At 71.1% G+C, this 15,956-nt stretch carries 15 protein-coding genes; 5 read left to right on the top strand and 10 right to left on the bottom strand.

Going from position 1 to position 15,956, the window contains the following annotated elements; genetic code table 11:
- Positions 1-5 precede the first annotated feature (5 nt).
- The 7 genes from BIV01_RS13165 to BIV01_RS13195 all read right to left on the bottom strand — a co-directional run bounded on the left by BIV01_RS13165 (position 6) and on the right by BIV01_RS13195 (position 8,273).
- Positions 6-995: a carboxypeptidase-like regulatory domain-containing protein gene (locus tag BIV01_RS13165; protein WP_071303116.1), complete on the bottom strand. Its 990-nt coding sequence runs from the start codon at positions 993-995 to the stop codon at positions 6-8.
- A gap of 165 nt (positions 996-1,160) precedes the next feature.
- The gene (locus tag BIV01_RS13170) at positions 1,161-3,011 is read right to left on the bottom strand and encodes a DUF7507 domain-containing protein (RefSeq protein WP_071303117.1); all 1,851 of its coding nucleotides are present in this window, start codon (positions 3,009-3,011) and stop codon (positions 1,161-1,163) included.
- 161 nt (positions 3,012-3,172) lie between these two features.
- Entirely contained in the window at positions 3,173-4,285 is a 1,113-nt protein-coding gene (locus BIV01_RS13175; RefSeq protein WP_071303118.1) for a Gfo/Idh/MocA family protein, read from the bottom strand.
- A complete protein-coding gene (locus BIV01_RS13180) occupies positions 4,282-5,082 on the bottom strand; it encodes a ThuA domain-containing protein (RefSeq protein ID WP_070416827.1) in 801 nt (266 codons plus the stop codon). The genes BIV01_RS13175 and BIV01_RS13180 overlap by 4 nt, the downstream gene beginning before the upstream one ends.
- Before the next feature lie 58 nt (positions 5,083-5,140).
- On the bottom strand, positions 5,141-6,031 hold the full coding sequence (locus BIV01_RS13185) for a carbohydrate ABC transporter permease (RefSeq protein ID WP_071295289.1): 891 nt from the start codon (positions 6,029-6,031) through the stop codon (positions 5,141-5,143).
- Positions 6,028-6,978, bottom strand: a complete 951-nt coding sequence (locus BIV01_RS13190; RefSeq protein WP_374115124.1) for a carbohydrate ABC transporter permease — start codon at positions 6,976-6,978, stop codon at positions 6,028-6,030. Before BIV01_RS13190 ends, BIV01_RS13185 begins: the two co-directional genes overlap by 4 nt.
- Positions 6,979-7,040: 62 nt before the next feature.
- Positions 7,041-8,273: a sugar ABC transporter substrate-binding protein gene (locus BIV01_RS13195; RefSeq protein ID WP_071303119.1), complete on the bottom strand. Its 1,233-nt coding sequence runs from the start codon at positions 8,271-8,273 to the stop codon at positions 7,041-7,043.
- A 155-nt stretch (positions 8,274-8,428) separates the two neighbouring features.
- Between BIV01_RS13195 and BIV01_RS13200 the strand changes: the two genes are divergently transcribed.
- The 4 genes from BIV01_RS13200 to BIV01_RS13215 all read left to right on the top strand — a co-directional run bounded on the left by BIV01_RS13200 (position 8,429) and on the right by BIV01_RS13215 (position 12,867).
- Positions 8,429-9,445 (top strand): LacI family DNA-binding transcriptional regulator, encoded by a 1,017-nt coding sequence (locus tag BIV01_RS13200; RefSeq protein ID WP_175473725.1) that lies wholly within the window; start codon positions 8,429-8,431, stop codon positions 9,443-9,445.
- A gap of 286 nt (positions 9,446-9,731) precedes the next feature.
- On the top strand, positions 9,732-11,051 hold the full coding sequence (locus BIV01_RS13205; protein ID WP_071303120.1) for an ABC transporter substrate-binding protein: 1,320 nt from the start codon (positions 9,732-9,734) through the stop codon (positions 11,049-11,051).
- Positions 11,048-12,019, top strand: a complete 972-nt coding sequence (locus BIV01_RS13210; protein ID WP_175473726.1) for a carbohydrate ABC transporter permease — start codon at positions 11,048-11,050, stop codon at positions 12,017-12,019. The genes BIV01_RS13205 and BIV01_RS13210 overlap by 4 nt, the downstream gene beginning before the upstream one ends.
- Complete coding sequence (locus BIV01_RS13215; protein ID WP_083414023.1) at positions 12,019-12,867, top strand: carbohydrate ABC transporter permease; 849 nt, start codon at positions 12,019-12,021, stop codon at positions 12,865-12,867. Before BIV01_RS13210 ends, BIV01_RS13215 begins: the two co-directional genes overlap by 1 nt.
- Before the next feature lie 72 nt (positions 12,868-12,939).
- Here the strand turns inward: BIV01_RS13215 and BIV01_RS19850 are convergent, their stop codons facing one another.
- Both BIV01_RS19850 and BIV01_RS13220 read right to left on the bottom strand, forming a co-directional pair.
- Positions 12,940-13,095: a hypothetical protein gene (locus BIV01_RS19850; protein ID WP_156794753.1), complete on the bottom strand. Its 156-nt coding sequence runs from the start codon at positions 13,093-13,095 to the stop codon at positions 12,940-12,942.
- Between the two features lie 160 nt (positions 13,096-13,255).
- Positions 13,256-13,702, bottom strand: a complete 447-nt coding sequence (locus BIV01_RS13220) for a MarR family winged helix-turn-helix transcriptional regulator (RefSeq protein ID WP_070416822.1) — start codon at positions 13,700-13,702, stop codon at positions 13,256-13,258.
- A 119-nt stretch (positions 13,703-13,821) separates the two neighbouring features.
- On the opposite strand from BIV01_RS13220, the gene BIV01_RS13225 reads away from it, so the two are divergent.
- Positions 13,822-14,811, top strand: coding sequence for a helix-turn-helix transcriptional regulator (locus BIV01_RS13225; protein WP_071295287.1), 990 nt, complete (start codon positions 13,822-13,824; stop codon positions 14,809-14,811).
- 73 nt (positions 14,812-14,884) lie between these two features.
- On the opposite strand, the gene BIV01_RS13230 is transcribed toward BIV01_RS13225, so the two are convergent.
- On the bottom strand, positions 14,885-15,919 hold the full coding sequence (locus BIV01_RS13230; RefSeq protein WP_254789360.1) for a LacI family DNA-binding transcriptional regulator: 1,035 nt from the start codon (positions 15,917-15,919) through the stop codon (positions 14,885-14,887).
- Positions 15,920-15,956 lie beyond the last annotated feature (37 nt).

Raw genomic sequence — 15,956 nt, forward strand, 5'->3', positions numbered from 1 at the left:
GCCGGTCAGCGCGACGCTGCCTCCGGCACCGTTCCACCCCACCCGTTGAACCCGCCGAACACGACCTTCACCGGGACGGCCTGCGCCCGGTCGGTCACGTACCGGTACACGCCTCCCGGACGGCCGAGCCACAGGGAACCCGCCGGCGTCGTGGTCGTCGCCGTCGTCCGGAGCTCGACCACGTACTGCCCGGAGGGGATCTGGAACTGGGCCGTCTGCTCGTCGTCGAGCAGCGTCGAGAACCGGGTCGAGAACGACGCTCCGCTCGTCGCCTCCGTCACCACGACGCTCGCGCCACTGAGCTGCGGCGAAGGTGTGCGGGACGCCGTGTTGGCGAAGACGGCCAGGTCGTAGTCGCTGTGCGCGTAGTGCTGCGACAACGTCACCTGCGACGCCGGGAGCGTCCCCCGCTGCTGGTACACCCGCGTCTTCCACACGGCGGGCGACGCCGTGCCGCTGGCGTACGCCTCGATGCGGTACTGACCGGTGCTCAACCCGAGGAACCGGTACCGTCCCGCGCTGTCCGAGGTCGTCCGGAACACCTGCGAGGTGTCCTCGTTCCACGCGTACATCAGCCGTCCGGCAGCGGGACCCGAGGGGCCGACCACCCCACCCTGCACGGTGGCGCCACGGACGAGCGGCACGGTCACCGCGACCGTCGTGCCACCGCGGACCGCGATGTCCGAACGGAGTCCGGGGGCGTAGGTCTCCGTTCCGCGCGGAGGCAGTTGCCGTGTGGTCACCGTCACGGTGTCCGGGGCGGGGATGCCGGCGAACGTCGCGGTGCCGTCGACGTCGGTGGTGGCGGTCCCGACGACGGCGTCGGTGCCGATCGCGGCGAGTTCGACGTCCGCCAGCCGGATCGGGGTGCCGTCCGGCGTCGCGAGCTGCACGGCGATCGTGCCCGACCCGGCCGCGTGCGCCGGCGGCGCCACACCGATCAGCGCGGCCGTTGCCAGCGCCACGACCAGTGTCGTCCCGATGATCTGTCGCATCGCGTTCCCCGATCGCCCGCCAGCCACGTGTTGCGTGGGACTGTACGCGCACGGGAGGCGCGGTGCGGGTCCGACCCGCACCGCGCCCGGCGCGACGGTCGCGTCGAGAGCCGCACCGCGCCTCCTGGACCGGATCGCGTCACACGGCGCGACCCGGCGGCCGGATCAGGCGCGTCGCCGACGCGCCGCCGTCCAGATGCCGAGTCCCGCGACGAGGACGAGCACGCTCCCGACGGCGAGCGGCAGCAGCTCCGCGCCGGTGTAGGCGAGCGCGCCGACGTCCGAGCCGGTGTCGCGCCCGTCCCCCGCGTCCGGCGAGCGCTCGGCACCGGACTGCGCGGCGTCCGCGGACCCCACGACGACACCCGGGGTCGCGCTGCTGTCACCCGGTCGGCCCGAGCCGGACGACTGTCCGCCGTCGGCTTCGCCGGTCACGTCGCCCGGCACGGTGGCGACGGTCACCGGCACGGACACCGACGAGGCCGCCGACGACACCCGCTGCGGCTCACCCGCGGGGAGGGCGCTCGCCGTGGCCTCGTTGGTGATCGCGGGCGTCGCGGCGTCCTCGGTCGTGACGGTGTAGCGGACCGAGCACGAGGTGGTCTCGGCCGGCCGCAGGTCGGTCGCCGCGCAGCGGACGGGTCCGAGCAGGCCCGTGCCGGAGAAGCGGCCCTCGTCGATCGTGAGGCCGGACAGCGCCGCGTCGCCGGTGTTCTCGACGTCGAACGAGTAGACGAGGGTCTGCCCGGCGCCGGTCACCGACGCACGATCGGCGTGCTTCGTCATCGCGAGCGACGGGCGCTGCGCCGCGGAGGTCACCGTGGTGGCGTTCGACGCGGGTGCCGTGTCCAGGTCGGCTCCGGAGACGAGCGCGGTCGCGGTGAGGGCGGCGTCGCGGTCGGAGGGGGTCGTCGCACGCACCACGATCGGCTGGGCCGATGCGCCAGCGGCGAGCACGGCGTCGGCGGTGCCGTTCGGCGTGGTCAGCGCCGCGAAGGTCGGCACGGTGCCGCTGGGGGCGAGGGTCGAACCCGCAGGTGCGACCGTGCAGGTGACCGTGGTCCCGGCGACGGTGCACCCGTCGGGCGCGACGATGTCCGTGACGCCGGCGGGGAGTTCGGCCGTCAGCACGTACCCGTGCGAGGCGTTCGCGCCGTCGTTGCGCACCGAGAACGTCCACTCGGCGGTCCCCGCCGCGGGCAGGAGCGCCGGGGCGGACGCCTCGGCGACGAGGTCGGTCGTCGGCAGCAGGACCTGCACGGCGACGCCCTGGAAGGTCGACAGCACGTTGGTCGGACCCCCGTAGTTCACCATCGCCCGGAACGCGTTGTCGAGGTGCAGGGACCGGACGACCCCGTGCACCTGCAGGTACATCGCGCCGCCGATCGGCGGGTCGCAGGCGGACGCGGCGGACTGTGCGGGCCGGGTGATGGTGTCACCCTCGAGCGTCCAGCCGTTCGGCGAGGTCAGCAGGCTGAGCCGAGCGGCGTCGGTCGGTGCGCCGTCGATCCCGGAGACGGCGACGTCGTACCAGTCGAACGTGCACCGGCCGGCGGTGGAGCTGTTCGCCCCGCCCGACGCCGAGAGTCGGAGCACCGGGTCGACGACCGGGGCCGGGAACGTGATGTCGCTGCCGTACGTCGCACACGTGACCGGGGTGAGGTCCGGAGCGCCGGAGAGGCAGTTCGCAGCCGCACCCACGGCAGCGGCGGTGGGCCGGAGCTGCAGCGAGCCGACCGTCGCCGCGAGCGACCCTGCTCCGGCGACCGACACGGCCTGTGCGGGGTCCTGGTTGACGGCGACGACGTCGCCGAGGCCGGCGAGGTCCCCGGGCAGGGTGGTCGTCGCGCGCTGGCCGTCGACGGTCCAGGTGTCGGCCCGGAGGTGGTCGACCGGGTCGGCGATCGCCGCGGGGGCGATGACGAGGGTGCTCACGACGATGCCGCCGCCGGCGGCGATGGTCGCGGCTCGGCGGAGGCGGGCGCGTGTCCGCGCGGGCGGGTTGGTGTCGGTCAAGGCGGCTCCTGGGGCTGATCCGTGCCAGTCGGGATCGACTGACCGGCAAGATCTTTCCAGTGACCAACTGATATGGCAAGTGTTTGCATACATACGGATGGCAGACGGGAGGCGCGGTGCGGGTCCGACCCGCACCGCGCCTCCTGGACCGCCTGCGTCGCTCAGCCGAGCGCGGCCGTGTCCGGCGACCCCGTCGCGAGCGCGCCGCGCACCGAACCCCACGACGCGAGCCGCTCGCGGATGGCTTCGTCCTGCTCGACCTCGAGCGCCGTGGCGTGGGCCTGCTCGAGCACCTCGTCGATGACGATGCGCCGCCCGGTGCGGGCGGACGCGATCGCGGCGTCCACCATCGTGAGGCTCATCACGTTGCCGTGCACCTCGCCGTCGGGGCGCTCGCCGGAGCGGACCGCACGGACGAAGGACGCGAGGGCACCGGCGATCTCGTTGCCGACGCTCGGGGCCGCGTCCGGTGCGCCCGGCGTGCCGTCGAGGTCGCTCCACGGGTCGTGGTCGCCGTCCCACAGCGCCGTGCCCGCGGGGCCGGAGGCGCGCCAGTCGCCGTTCCACGAGGTCTCGGCACCCGGTGCGCACCACGAGCCGTCGTGCACGTAGCGGACGTCGTCCTCGAACGTGAAGACCGCGGCGGCCGCGGCGTCGCCCCGGTACCAGGACCACGACGGGTTCCACGACTCGCAGTACACCGACACCGGGTCCCGCTCGAGCACGTAGCGTGCGGAGTCGAACGCGTGGATCGCCATGTCGAGCAGCAGGACGTCGTCCATCTCCTCGCGGAAGCCGCCGAAGTGCGGGGCCTTGGCGAAGCGCGTGCTCAGCCCGCCGACGCCCCCGAGCCCACGGACGTGCTGCCGGAAGGCGACGAGGTGGTCGTTGTACCGCCGGGACTGCGACACCATGAACAGCTTGCCGGTGGCCTCGGCGGCGGCCGCGAGCGACAGTGCCTCGGCGACCGTCTGCGCCGCGGGCTTCTCGCCCAGGACGGGGAGCCCGGCGCGGAGGGCCTCGAGCGTGACGGGGTGGTGCGCGACCGGGACGGTGATGTCGAGGACGGCCTCGGCACCGGTCTCGGTGGCGAGGGCGGTGAGGTCGGTGCCGACGGGGATCGTCGGGTCGCCGGCGACCGCGGCTCCGGCCCGGGCGGCGTCGAGGTCGAGGTCGACGATGCCGACCAGCTCGACGTCCGGGTCGGCCGCGACGGTGGCGAGCCAGGCGCGGCCCATGCCGCCGGCGCCGACCTGCACGACGCGGAGGGTCATGCCTGTGCCCCTTCGTGCTCCTCGACCGGTGCGTCGTCGAACGGGCCGCGGTAGTGCTGGCCGTCGAAGTACTCGCCGAGGTCGTACCGGCGCAGCGTCGGGATCTCCCGCTCACGCTCCGGCCGCGCCCATTCGGTGGCGTTCGCGATCACGCGTCGGACGTCCTTGTGGTGGTACACGGGGAAGTCCTGGTCGCCGGGGGAGAAGTAGAAGATCTTCCCGAGACCGCGGCGGTAGGTCATGCCGCTCCGGAACACCTCGCCGCCGGTGAAGCCCGAGATGAACACGAGCTCGTCGGGGGTCGGGACGTCGAAGTACTCGCCGTACATCTCCTGTTCGGGGATGACGATCGGGTTCGGGACGCCGCGCGTGATGGGGTGCTGCGGGTTCACGGTCCAGACGAGCTCCTGGTCGTGCTCGCTGCGCCACCGGAGCGTGCAGGTCGTGCCCATCAGCTTCCCGAAGATCTTCGACCAGTGGCCGGAGTGCAGCACGACGAGGCCCATGCCGGACAGGACGTGCTTGTGCACGCGGTCGACGACGGCGTCGTCCACGTCCTGGTGTGCGGCGTGGCCCCACCAGGTGAGGACGTCGGTCTGGGCGAGGACCTCGTCGGTGAGGCCGTGCTCGGGCTCCTGCATCGTGGCGGTGCGGACGACGGCGTCCGGGAGGTTCTCGCGGATGCCGTCGGCGATGGCGCCGTGCATGCCGTCGGGGTACCGCTCGGCGACGTGCTGCTCGACCTGCTCGTGGACGTTCTCGCCCCAGACGGTGATGCGCAGCGGGGTGGTGGTCATGGTGTGCCTTTCTGGCTGGGGTTCGTGGTCGTCGCCGGCCGCCCGGCGTGGGCTGCCGTCACTTGACGGCGCCGCCGAGTGCGCCGGCGGAGATGTACCGCTGGGCGACGATGAGCAGCACGGCCGCCGGCAGCGACGCGAGGACCGACGTCGCCATGACGGGCCCCCAGTCGGTGACGTTCGAACCGATGTAGTTGTAGATGCCGAGCGTGATCGGCCGGACCGCGGTCGTCGACGTCAGGGTGAGCGCGATGAGGAAGTCACCCCAGGCGCCGAGGAACGTGAACAGCGCCGCCGTGACGATGGCGTTCCGGCTGATGGGCAGGACGATCGAGACGAACGCCCGGAAGTCGTTCGCCCCGTCGACGAGCGCGGCCTCGACCAGGCTCGGCGGGATCGACTCCATGAACGCACGCATGAGCAGCACGGCGAACGGCACCTGGACGGCACTGTCGGCCAGGATCAGCCCGATGTAGCTGTTCAGCAGCCCGACGTTGTTGAACAGCGTGTAGAGCGCGTTCGCGATGACGATCGCCGGGATCATCTGCGTGATGAGCAGCACGAGCAGGAACACCCGGGTGCCGCGCATCTTGAACCGAGCCAGCCCGTAGGCGGCCGGGGTCGCGATCGCCAGGGTCAGCACGACGGTGCCGAGGCCGATGATCATGCTCGACAGGAAGTTCTGCCCCTGCTGGGCGAACGCCGTCTCGTACCCGCGGAAGGTGGGGGAGAACGGGAACCAGGTCGCGGTGGCGGCCCCGGACGTGGCCTGCAGGCTCGTGTTCACCATCCAGTAGACGGGGAACACCATGATCGCGAGGAACACGCAGCCGAGGATCGTGAGCGGGATGCCCTTGACGCCGCGCTTCGGTCCGGGGACCCGTGCACTGCGCTTCGTGGTGATCGCCCGGGTGGCGGTGACGGTCTGGTTCGCGAGTCCGACGCTCATTCGTCGACCGCCTTCCTGGAGATCGCGATGTAGACCATCGCGAAGACGAACGAGACGACGATGAGCACGTTGCTCACGGCGGCTCCGATGCCGAACTGGAAGTTGATGAAGGACTGGTGGTAGGCGTTCGTGGCCAGGGTCTGCGTGGAGTTCGCCGGGCCGCCACCGGTGAGGCCGAGGATGATGTCCACGACCTTCAGCGTGTAGACGACCCCGAGCACGATCACGACGCTCACCACGCTCCGGATGCTCGGCCAGGTGATGTACCAGAACGCCTTGAAGCCCGTGGCGCCGTCGAGCGCGCCGGCCTCGTAGAGCTCCGGCGGCACGGACTGCAGCCCGCTGTAGAGGATCGTCGTGTTGAAGGGGATGCCGAGCCAGACGTTCACGCCGATGACGGCGATGAGGGCGAGGCTCGGGCTGACCAGCCACGGCACCGGGGCGATGCCGACCACGCCGAGGAGCTGGTTGAGCGCGCCGCTGTCCTGGTCGAGGAGCCACTTCCAGACCGCGCTGGACGCGATCAGCGGGAGCAGCCACGGCAGGAGGAGGAGTCCGCGCAGGAACCCCGACAGCGGGAAGTGCCGCCGGAAGAACAGTGCGAGGGCGAGGCCGATCACGAACTGCAGGATGATCGAGCCGGCGGTGAACAGCGCGGTGTTCACGACGCTCGTCGCGAAGACCGAGCTCTGGAACACCTGGATGTAGTTGCCGAGCCCGACCCACGGGGCCTCGCCCGTGAAGAAGGTCTTGGTCGTGTAGTCCTGGAAGGACATGATGATGTTCTTCACGACCGGGTAGCCGAAGAACACGGCCACGAAGAGTGCGGCCGGGATGACGAAGAGCCATCGGGTGATCCCGATCCGCATGCGCGCGCGGCGCTGGCCGGGTCGTGGTGGTGGGACGGACGCCTGGGTCCGTGGTCGGGTCTGTGTCGTGGCGCTCATGCCGGAACCGCTCCTTCCGAGGGTGGGGAGGGAGCCGGCCGGGTGGCCGGCTCCCTCGTGCACTACTGGCTCTGGGACTGCGCCTGCTTGAGCGCTGCCTCGGGGTCGGCCTTGCCCGTCAGGGCGAGCTGGACGGCGGTGTAGATCTTCGTCGCGGCCTTGGGCCAGTCCGGTCCGAGCTCACCGGTGCGGGCCCGGGCGGTCTTCACGGTCGTGACGAACGAGGCCACCTGCGGGTGGTCGGACGCCCATGCGGCGCCGGCCTCGAGGTTCGTCGGCACGTTGCCGCTCACCTCGGCGAGGGCCTTCTGCGTCTTCTCCGAGTGGAGGCAGCCGACGAACTTGGCGGCGAGCTGCATCTTGTCCTTGTCGCCGGTCTGCGGGACGGTGAACGCCTCGCCGCCGAGCGGTGCGACGGTCTCCGAGCCGGTGCGGGTCGGGATCGGCACACTGTCGAACTCGAGGCCCTTCTTCGCGTTCAGGGCGGGCAGCTGCCACGGGCCGTTGATCATCATCGCGGCCTTGCCGGCGAGGAACTGACTGTTCACGTCGGCCTGGGCCCAGTTGATCGAGCTCTTCGACATCGAGCCGTCGTTCTGCAGGTCCTCGACGAGCTGCAGGGCCTGCGCGGCCTCGGGCGTCGCGATGTCCTTCTCGTCACCGCCGTTCGACCAGAAGAACGGCAGGAACTGCCAGGTGCCCTCGTAGGTGTTGATGTTGCTCATCGCGAAGCCGTACGTGGACCCGGAGGTGAGCTTCTTCGCGGCGGCCTTCAGCTCGTCCCAGGTCTTGGGCGGCTGCACACCGGCGTCCGCCAGCAGCTTCTTGTTGTAGTAGAGCGCGATGGAGTTCGTGTTCGACTGCAGGCCGTAGAGCTTGCCCTTGTAGGTGCTCGCCGCCTTCACGCCGGGGACGTCGCCCTCGGCGCTGAGGCCGTAGTCGCTGAGGTCGGAGAGTGCCCCGGAGGCCGCGATCTGCTGCACGTCGGGGTTGTCGAGCATGAGCACGTCGGGCAGGGTCCGCGAGGATGCCTGCTGCAGCACCTTCGAGATCAGACCGGCGCCGGCGACGTGGTTGATCGTGACCGTCGCGTCGACCTCCTTCGCGCACTGCTTGTACACGGGGTTGTAGGTCGCGTCGTAGTAGTCCTCGATCGTCAGGGCCTTGCTCCCGCCGGACGAGGCCGATCCGGAACCGGAGCACCCGGTGAGGACCAGGGGGATCGTGGCGAGCACGGCGACCGCGCCGACGAGGGCGCGGGTCCGGCGCGACGGGGAGGGGAATCTTTGCTTCATTGCAGAGCTCTTCTCTTGACGGATGCAGGGGGCAGGCGCGCAACCACGAATCCGCTGACGTCATCGTCGCTGTGTTCCTTGGGGCGAGAAGCTAACAGAAAAGCGCTTCACCTGTAAAGCGCTTTTTTCGCATCCCGGACGGTAGGCTGAGCGGCATGGCCACGATGCAGCAGGTCGCCGATCGGGCGGGTGTGTCGATCGCCACCGTGTCCTTCGTCGTGAACGGCACGAAGTACGTCACCCCCGCGACGACCGCCCGCGTGCAGGCGGCGATGCGCGAGCTGAAGTTCCGCGGCAACGTCGTCGCTCGGGCGCTCGCGAGCCGCCGCACCCGGATCATCGCGCTGCTGTTCCCGACCACCGGCAACCGCTTCAGCCCGACCACCTCGCAGTTCTTCATGAGCGCTGCCGAGCGGGCGTCCGAGCGCGGGTACCACCTCGTGCTCTGGCCGGTCGACCCCGCCGGCGACGACCTCGACGACCTCGTCTCCGGGGGCCTCGTCGACGGTGTGATCCTCATGGAGGTGCGGATGGACGACCCCCGCGTCGCCGTCCTCACCGCGCTCGACGTCCCGTTCACGCTCATCGGCCGCACCCGGGACAGCAGTGGTCTGCCGTTCGTCGACATCGACTTCGAGACCACGATCGAGTCGAGCATCGACCACCTGCAGTCGCTCGGGCACCGGCGGTTCGCGCTCGTGCTCGAGGACCTCGAGGGCACGCCGATGGCCGGCTACGCGCCGCACCTCCGCGCCGAGGCCACCTTCCGGCAGGTGACGGCCGCGCGGGGACTCGGCGGCACCGTGGTCACCGCGGGTCCGGGGAGCGACGGCGGACGTGCCGCGGCGAGCGAGATGCTCGCGCTCGACCCCGGCGTGACCGCCGTGCTCGTGATGAAGGACGACTCCTCCGCCGGGCTGCTCGTCGGCCTGTACGCGGCCGGGCGCCGGGTACCGGAGGACGTCTCGGTGCTCAGCATCGCCTCGTCCGAGGCCAACGCCGACCAGCACTACCCGCGGCTGTCGACGATGGTGGCTCCGGGGCGCGAACTCGGGACCCGTGCGGCGGACGCGCTCATCGACCAGCTCGACGGGAAGTCCGACGAGCTGCCGCACTTCCTGCTGCCGTGCACCCTCCGCACGGCCGAGTCGACGGCACCCGCGCCCGCCTGACCGGCGCGCAGGGCGCGCGGGGCGCTCGCCGAGTCTCGCCTGGGCGGACACGTTCGCGGCTCCGACACCGCGAATGTGTCCGCATGGCCGAGTCTCGGGGCGTCGCCGCGCGCGGACGCGACCACCCGACGGACGGGAGGCGCGGGTCGGCCCCGCACCGCGCCTCCCGTCCGCCGCACCAGCGGCACCGCACCGCGCCTCCCGTCCGTCGCACCCACCGGGCACCCAGGGTGCGTTGGTTGTGTAGACGTACAGGTTCGCACCAGGGGACGTCGAGGAGGACGGGATGGCGATCGACCGCAGGATGTTCCTGCTCGGGGGAGCGGGGGTGCTGCTGCTCGCCGGCTGCTCCACCCGACCCGAGCGCACCACGGTCCAGGAGTGGCCGACCGACCCTCCCGAGGGTGACGTCACGATCAGCTGGTGGGCGGGGCAGGTGGCCTCGAAGGACGGCGGCGACCTGCGGCGTCGGCTCATCGCCGAGTTCCAGAAGGAGCACCCGAACATCCGGGTGCGCATCGTGAGCGCCCCGAGCGACACCGACACGAACCGCACCAGCCTGACGACCCAGATCGCCGCGGGCAGCAGCACCCCGGACGTCTACCTCGGGGACGTCGCGTGGCCCGGGCAGTTCGCGAAGAACAAGCTCGCGACCCCGGTGAACGAGCTCGTCGGCGCGGACTTCTTCGACCAGTTCCCCGAGGGGCTCCGGCAGGCCGCGAGCGTCGACGGCACGTACTACATGTTCCCGCTCTACATCGACGAGTCGTTCTTCCTGTACCGGAAGGACCTGCTCGCCAAGCACTCCCTGCAGGTCCCGAGGTCGTGGGAGGAAGTGCGCGAGACCGCGGCGAAGCTCGTCGACACCGGCGACGTCAGCTACGGGTTCGCGTTCCAGGGCGACGTGTACGAGGGACTCACCTGCAACGTCACCGAGTTCGTCGCGGACGCCGGCGGCTCGCTGCTGAACGACGACCTGACGAGACCCGAGACCACGAGCTCGGAGACGAAGCGCGCGTTCGAGTTCATGCGGTCCCTCATCACCGACGGCGCCAGCCCACGCGCCACTCTGACGTACCAGGAGCAGGACACGAACGACGCGTTCTCGGGCGGCCGAGCGGCGTTCCTCCGCAACTGGTCGTACGCGTGGGGCATCGCGAACGGGCCGGACAGCCAGGTCGCCGGCAAGGTCGGACTCGCCGCGCGGCCGACCTTCGACGGGCAGGACGAGCACCACTCGACCATCGGCGGGTGGGGCAACTACATCAACCCGCACACGCAGCAGCCCGCCGCGGCGCTGACGTTCGCGAGCTGGATGTCGAGCGAGACGGCGCAGCAGTTCCTCACCCGCGAGGGCGGGGTCCTGCCGGCCCGGAGCGAGTCGCTCACGAGCCAGGACGCGAAGCGCCAGCAGCGCCCGACGTACGACACCGCCGCGGGCATCACGCTCGTGCCCCGTCCGACGTCGACGGCCTACTACCCGAAGGTCTCGCAGGGCGTGTACCAGAACGGCAACAGCATCCTCGGCGGCCAGGCGTCCGTCGACGGCGGCACGAGCACGATGGCGTCGGCCATCGCGCTGGCCCTGAAGGGCGAGGCACTGTGAGCGCCGGGACCGCGACGCGGTCGTCGACCCGTCCAGGAGGCGCGGGTCGCCTCGACCCGCCGCCCCGCCTCAGCGGGCGGTCGCGGCTCGACCGCATCCGTGCGCGGGGCGCGTGGGGCTTCGCGGCCCCGGCGCTCCTCGTCGTCGCGGCGGTGACGATCTTCCCGGTGGTCTACTCGATCGTCCTGAGCTTCGCGGACGTCGAGGTCGGCTACGAGGGGTTCACGATCCGGTCGTTCGGCCTCGGCAACTACGCGGCCCTGCTGCAGAGCGCGGACTGGTACCGGGCGCTCGGGTTCACCGTGCTGTACACGGTCGTGACGGTGTTCGTCGAACTCGTGCTCGGCATGCTCGTGGCCCTCGTGCTCGAGCGGCTCGGGGCGACCCGGGGCTGGATGCTGGCGCTGATGCTCATCCCGTGGTCGCTCGTCACGATCGTGAACGCGCAGCTCTGGAAGTACATCTACGACTCGACGTACGGCGTCGCGACCTGGTTCTTCGGGCTCTTCGGCGAGGCCCCGGTGATCCTCGGCGAACCGGTGCCCGCGATCACCGGGCTGATGGTCGCGGACATCTGGAAGACGACGCCGTTCGTGGCGATCATCCTGCTCGCCGGGCTCGTGCAGATCTCCGAGGACCACTACGAGGCCGCTGAGCTCGACGGTGCCAGCACCTGGCAGACGTTCTGGCGGGTGGTGCTGCCGCAGCTCACCCCGACGCTGACGATCGCGGTGCTGTTCCGCATCCTGCAGGCGTTCGGCGTGTTCGACCTGCCGTTCGTGCTGACGAACGGCGGCCCGGGCACCGCCACCCAGTCGCTCGCGATCATGGGCTACAAGGTGCTCTTCCAGGACATCAACATCGGCCCCGGTGCGGCGATCGCGACGTCCACGGCGATCATCGTCGCGGCGGGGTGTCTGCTGTTCCTCCGGGCGTTCCGGAACCAGGCGAAGGGAGGGGATGCCTGATGCCCCGTCAACGCGTCCGCAAGGGCTGGCGGAAGTGGGTCAACACCGTCAACGTCAGTGGTGTCGTCATCGCAGTGCTCACCGCGCTGCCGCTGTACTGGCTCGTGTCGACGTCGCTCAAGCCGGCGTCCGAGATCGGGCAGTCGCCGCCCACCGCCGTCCCGCAGTCGTTCACCCTCGACAACTTCGTGGTGGCGTTCCGCGACAACGCGCTGGGCCAGTACATGGTGAACAGCGTCATCGTGTCGGTGTCGACGACGGTGATCGTGCTCGCGCTGTCGTTCCTCGCCGGCTACGCGCTCGCCGGGCGGTGGATCCGCGGGCGGACGGCGATCATGACCTCGTTGCTCATGCTCTCGGTGTTCCCGGCGATCGCCGTGCTGACCCCGCTGTACCTGCTCGAGCGGAACCTCGGGCTGCTCAACTCCTACCCGGGGCTGATCGTGCCGTACGTGGCGTTCAACCTGCCCTTCGCGATCTGGATCATGCGGAACTACCTCGTCGGGATCCCCTCGACGATCGAGGAGGCCTCCGAGATCGACGGTGCCGGAGCCTGGCGCACGGTGCTCTCCGTGATCCTGCCGATGGCGAAGCCCGGGCTCTTCACGGTCGGGGTGTTCACGTTCACGGCGTCGTGGAGCGAGTTCCTGATGGCGCTGACGTTCAACAGCGAGAACTCGTTCCGGACGATCCCGGTCGGGATCGCCCTGTTCGGGACGCAGTTCACCGTGCCGTTCGCCCAGATCTTCGCGGCGAGCGTGGCGGCGACGGTGCCGATCGTCATCCTCGTGCTGGTGTTCCGCCGGTCGATCGTGTCCGGCCTGACGTCGGGCGCGGTGAAGGGCTGAGCCGGGCCCGGAACGGGACGGGAGGCGCGTGGCGGACCCGCCACGCGCCTCCCGTCCGATCGCGACCAGTCGTCAGCGGCGACGCGGGTCGCGGGCGGTGTCCGTGAAGAAGTCCTCGTAGAGGCCGGCACCGTCCTGCAGCTCGCCGTACTTCCACCGCTTGCGCATCCGACGGAACGTCTCGATGCGCACCGGGTCGACGCCCTGCTGGGATTCGTACTTGCCCATGGTTCCTCCCCGCTCGTGGTCGTACCCCCGATCGGGGGCATCCGATCGTGACGGTACGGGTGCGTGGCCCGTCCGTCCGGCAAGATAGGTAGGGAAGTTACCTAACTGCGCTTGGTGGACAAACGTTCGAGGTGCGTCCGCCCGCGCCCGTACTCTGCCGTCAAGGGGACGGGGCGCCGAACTCGAGCGCCTCGATGACCCGGTCGATGACCCGGACGTACTTCGCCCGCTCCCGTTCCGTGAAGGAGGACAACAGCTCGTGCAGATGCTCGTTCGTGCTGTCCATCGCCGTCGCGTAGGCACGCTCGGTCTCGGGGGTCAGCTCGATGTAGCGACTCCGCCCGTCGTCCGGGTTCGGCACGCGGCACAGGTGTCCGGCACGCTCCAGTCGGTCGACGGTGCCGGTGACGGCCGGGCCGCTCAGGCCGAGGTGCGACGCGAGGTCCTTGACCCGCACCTTGCGTTCGGCGGCCTCGGCGCGGGCGACGAACTGCAGCACCGTCAGGTCCGAGCCGGAGACGTCCATCCGCTCGCGGAGTCGTCCCCGCAGCGCTCCCATCGCGGCTTCGAGCCGGGTGATGGCGGCCGTCAGGTCGATCTCACTCACGCGGTCGCCCCTTCGGTGCGGATCGGTTCCGCGCAACGATACGCCGCGCTCACCGGGACAGCGTATCCAGATAACGAGGGGGACCGCGGGATCTGGACATCCGAGCCGTGGGGGTACGCATGGCCGACCCGCTGACCGACGACTTCGCCGAGGGGCAGACCACGACGCCGGCGACGGTCCGGTTCGAGGTGTCCGGCGGACATCCGGACGACGCCGTGCGGGACCTCGGCGCGGTCTACGGCGGCACGCAGTGGGTCGCGCGGCTGACCGACGCGCCGTTCGACTACCGGTACACGGCGATCGGCGACGCCGAGGTGACCATCCGCCGGTCGCAGTTGCGCGGCGCCCTCTCCGGGGTGGTGCCGGCCGGTGGCGACTACGTCGTGACGTGGATCAGCTCCGGCACGGCCGAGATCGAACGGCTGGGGGAGCGGTACGCCCTGCCGCTCGACGCCCCGGCACTCTTCCCGCCGGACCACGACTACGCCTTCCGCACCGCGGACTACGACCAGCGGGTCGTGCACCTCGACCGAGCATTCGTCCGCCGGGTCGCCGTGACGCGCACCGACGTCGGCGACCACGCGCTGCGCTTCGACGACCGGCACGTGCCGGGGTCCGAGACGGCGCGGCGCTGGCAGGGGGCGTTGACGGCGCTCGCACGGTCGCTGCGCGTCGGCGGCACGGACTCCGTCGCCTGGCAGACCGCCAAGGTCACCGCCGCCGAGGTCTTCCTCGACATGTTCCCGCCGAAGCTCGACGACCTGCCCGGGGTGCTCGGGCAACCGCGCAACGCCCGTCTCCGTGCGGCGGTCGAGTACGTCCACGACCACGCCGCGGAGCCCGTCACGATCGGCGACCTGTCGGCGGCGTCGGGGTTGAGCGTGCGCTCGGTGCAGGAGTCGTTCCGTCGGGTGTTCGACGTGTCCCCGCTGACGTACCTGCGGCAGGTGCGCCTCGACCGGGTGCGCGCCGAGCTGCTCGACGCCGATCCGCTCGCCGGGGCGGTCGGGGACGTCGCTCGTCGGTGGGGGTTCGCGCACCTCGGGCGGTTCTCGGCGGCGTACGCGGAGCGGTTCGGGGAGTACCCGAAGCAGACACTGCGGCGCTGACGGTCGCGGTGCGGCGCTGACGGTGCGGTCCGCCGCGCGGTGCGGCGCGGACGGTGGGGTCCGCCGCGCGGTGTCAGCGGTCCGCGGGCGCCGGTCCGGTGCTCCGGCGCACGCGCAGGGTCGTCGGCAGCCGGACGTGGTCCGACGTCGGCTCGCCGCGCAGCATCGTGAGGAGCATCTCGACCGCCCGCGAGCCGAGCTCGACCAAGGGCTGCGCGACGGTGGTCAGCGGCGGCGTGGTGGTCGCGGCCTGGGGCACGTCGTCGAACCCGACCACCGACAGGTCCCCGGGCACGTGGAGTCCGAGTTCGGCTGCGGCGCGGAGCACACCCACCGCTGACGAGTCGTTCGCCGCGAACACCGCGGTCGGACGGTCCGGTCCGGCGAGCAGGTCGCGGGCCACCTCGGCCGAACGGTCCTCCTGGTAGCCGCCGTCGCGGACGAGTGACTCGTCCACCGACAGGCCCGCTGCCGCCAGTGCGCGTCGGTAGCCGGCCTCGCGCAGCTGTGCCGACGCCAGGTCCGGACGACCCCGGAGGTGCGCGATCCGGGTGTGCCCGAGCGCGACGAGGTGCTCGACGGCCTGGACGGCCCCGGCCTCGTTGTCCGAGTCGACGGTGGCGTGCCCCTCGGGGCCGGTGTGCGGGTCGATCGCCACGACCGGGATCGACGAACTCGAGAGCGCCGTGCTCGGGGTCACCACGATCGCGCCGTCGATGAGCGTGCCGGACAACCGCGAGAGCGACCGGCGTTCCCACCCCTTCTGCTCGGCACCGGTCACGAGCCCGGCGTACGCGAGCAGTTCGTACCCGGTGCCGGTGGTGGCGCCGGACACTCCGCGCAGGAGCTCGGTCGAGAACGGCTCGAACTCGGTGACGAGGATGCCGATGACGTTCGTCCGCGAGCTGCGGAGGCTGCGTGCGACGAGCGAGGTCTCGTAGCCGAGCTGCTCGACGACCTCCTGCACGCGCAGGATCGTCGCGGGGGCGACGCCGTCGCGTTGGTTGATCACCTTCGACACCGTGGGGATCGAGACTCCGGCGGCGCGTGCGACGTCCGCGATGGTGACCCGGCCGGCTCCGGGACGCATGCCGAGAGCCGTGTCCATGTGCACACCGTACCGCTGAGCTGACGCTCGAATTGGT

The sequence above is a fragment of the Curtobacterium sp. MCBA15_013 genome (genome assembly GCF_001865095.1).
Taxonomy (GTDB): Bacteria; Actinomycetota; Actinomycetes; order Actinomycetales; family Microbacteriaceae; genus Curtobacterium.

Excerpts from the sequence above, each read along its gene's own strand:
- BIV01_RS13165 (WP_071303116.1), bottom strand. The coding sequence starts at position 995 with ATGCGACAGATCATCGGGACGACACTGGTCGTGGCGCTGGCAACGGCC.
- BIV01_RS13175 (WP_071303118.1), bottom strand. The coding sequence starts at position 4,285 with ATGACCCTCCGCGTCGTGCAGGTCGGCGCCGGCGGCATGGGCCGCGCC.
- BIV01_RS13180 (WP_070416827.1), bottom strand. The coding sequence starts at position 5,082 with ATGACCACCACCCCGCTGCGCATCACCGTCTGGGGCGAGAACGTCCAC.
- BIV01_RS13185 (WP_071295289.1), bottom strand. The coding sequence starts at position 6,031 with ATGAGCGTCGGACTCGCGAACCAGACCGTCACCGCCACCCGGGCGATC.
- BIV01_RS13190 (WP_374115124.1), bottom strand. The coding sequence starts at position 6,978 with ATGAGCGCCACGACACAGACCCGACCACGGACCCAGGCGTCCGTCCCA.
- BIV01_RS13195 (WP_071303119.1), bottom strand. The coding sequence starts at position 8,273 with ATGAAGCAAAGATTCCCCTCCCCGTCGCGCCGGACCCGCGCCCTCGTC.
- BIV01_RS13200 (WP_175473725.1), top strand. The coding sequence starts at position 8,429 with ATGGCCACGATGCAGCAGGTCGCCGATCGGGCGGGTGTGTCGATCGCC.
- BIV01_RS13205 (WP_071303120.1), top strand. The coding sequence starts at position 9,732 with ATGGCGATCGACCGCAGGATGTTCCTGCTCGGGGGAGCGGGGGTGCTG.
- BIV01_RS13215 (WP_083414023.1), top strand. The coding sequence starts at position 12,019 with ATGCCCCGTCAACGCGTCCGCAAGGGCTGGCGGAAGTGGGTCAACACC.
- BIV01_RS19850 (WP_156794753.1), bottom strand. The coding sequence starts at position 13,095 with ATGGGCAAGTACGAATCCCAGCAGGGCGTCGACCCGGTGCGCATCGAG.
- BIV01_RS13225 (WP_071295287.1), top strand. The coding sequence starts at position 13,822 with ATGGCCGACCCGCTGACCGACGACTTCGCCGAGGGGCAGACCACGACG.
- BIV01_RS13230 (WP_254789360.1), bottom strand. The coding sequence starts at position 15,919 with ATGGACACGGCTCTCGGCATGCGTCCCGGAGCCGGCCGGGTCACCATC.